This window comes from Candidatus Accumulibacter vicinus, assembly GCF_000584955.1.
Classification (GTDB): Bacteria; Pseudomonadota; Gammaproteobacteria; order Burkholderiales; family Rhodocyclaceae; genus Accumulibacter; species Accumulibacter vicinus.
This window is the reverse complement of record NZ_JDSS02000007.1, coordinates 18,916-20,470: the sequence shown is the minus strand read 5'-3', so window position 1 is coordinate 20,470 and position 1,555 is coordinate 18,916. Positions and strand designations below refer to the sequence as shown.

Annotated in this window: 1 protein-coding gene; it reads left to right on the top strand. The window is 59.2% G+C overall.

Annotation, left to right across the window (positions count from 1 at the left end; translation table 11 throughout):
* Positions 1-130 precede the first annotated feature (130 nt).
* The coding region (locus tag CAPSK01_RS02085) for a CoA-binding protein (protein WP_273702907.1) at positions 131-1,555 on the top strand (1,425 nt) is incomplete at its 3' end.

The window sequence follows — 1,555 nt, the reverse complement described above, 5'->3', positions numbered from 1 at the left end:
AGCATATCCGGTGGGGAGCAAGCCGAAAGTCCGACAGGCTGCTAGATACTTGCCAGAGCATCTATGGTAAAATTGCTGCGCCGCAACATCAACCTGTATGGCGTCTTTCGAACAAGAGACGAAAATCCTCATGCTAGAACATCACTACCTCACTACCCTCTTTGAACCCAAATCCGTTGCCGTCATCGGTGCTTCCGACCGGGAGAATTCGGTTGGCAATGTCCTGTTCAAGAACATTCTCAATTCGGGCTACAAGGGACGGTTGTACCCGATCAACACCGCCCACGAAACGATCCAGGGCGTCCCGACGTACAAATCGATCGAAGAGATCAGCGCCCGTGTCGAACTGGCAGTGGTCGTCACCAGACCGCAAACGGTCCCGAAAATCATCGAACAGTGTGGGCACAGCGGCGTCAAGAACGCCATCGTGATCACCTCCGGCTTTGCCGAGGCGGGACATTCGGGCGCGGCGCTCGAACGCAAGATGATGGAGATTGCCCGCAGTTACGGTGTCCGCCTGCTGGGTCCGAATTGTCTGGGGATCATTCGACCGAATCTTGGACTCAACGCCACTTTTGCACGCATCTATGCCAACGTCGGCAATCTCGCGCTGGTCTCGCAATCGGGTGCGATTTGCTCGGCAGTGCTCGACTGGGCGACCAGCAACCGCGTCGGCTTTTCCAGCGTCATTTCACTGGGCGGCACTGCCGATGTCGATTTCGGCGAGATCCTCGATTACCTGATCTACGACAACCTGACCCATTACATTCTGCTCTACGTCGAAGGCATTCGTGACGCGCGCCGCTTCATGAGTGCGCTGCGTTCGGCAGCGCGCATCAAGCCGATCGTGCTGCTCAAGGCCGGGCGCCACGCCGGTGGTCTGGCGGCGGTCGAGACGCACTCGGGCATGCCCGGCGGCTCCGACATCGTTTTCGAGGCGGCCGTGCGCCGCGCCGGTGTCGTACGGGTCAAGAACATCGGCCAGTTGTTCTATGCAGCCAAGGCGCTGGCCTCGAAATTCCGCCCGCAAGGCAAGCGCCTGGCGATCATCACCAACGGCGGAGGACCGGGAGCAATGGCCGCGGACCGTGCCGGCGATCTCGAGATTCCGCTGGCCGAATTGTCTGCCAGCACCATTCAGACACTCAATTCGAAGATGCCGCCTACCTGGTCGCAACGCAACCCCGTCGACATCGAAGGGGATGCCACACCGAAGCGTTATCACGACGCCATTCTGGCTGTCGCCGAGGATGACAACGTCGATGGGGTGCTGGTGATGCTCTCTCCACAAGCCATGACGCAACCGATGGAGGTTGCCAAGGCGGTGATCGAAGTCGACCTGCTGACCGCCAAACCGATTCTCACCTGCTGGATGGGCGAAGAGCAGGTATATCAGGCACGTTCCATGCTTGAGGACGCTGGCATCCCCTCGTTCCGTATGCCGGAAACCGCGGTCGAACTGTACTACCACATCTCGACCTATTACTGGAACCAGAAGCTGTTGCTGCAGACCCCGGCTCCCTTGTCGAAGCATTCCCGGCCGGAAACCGAAGGG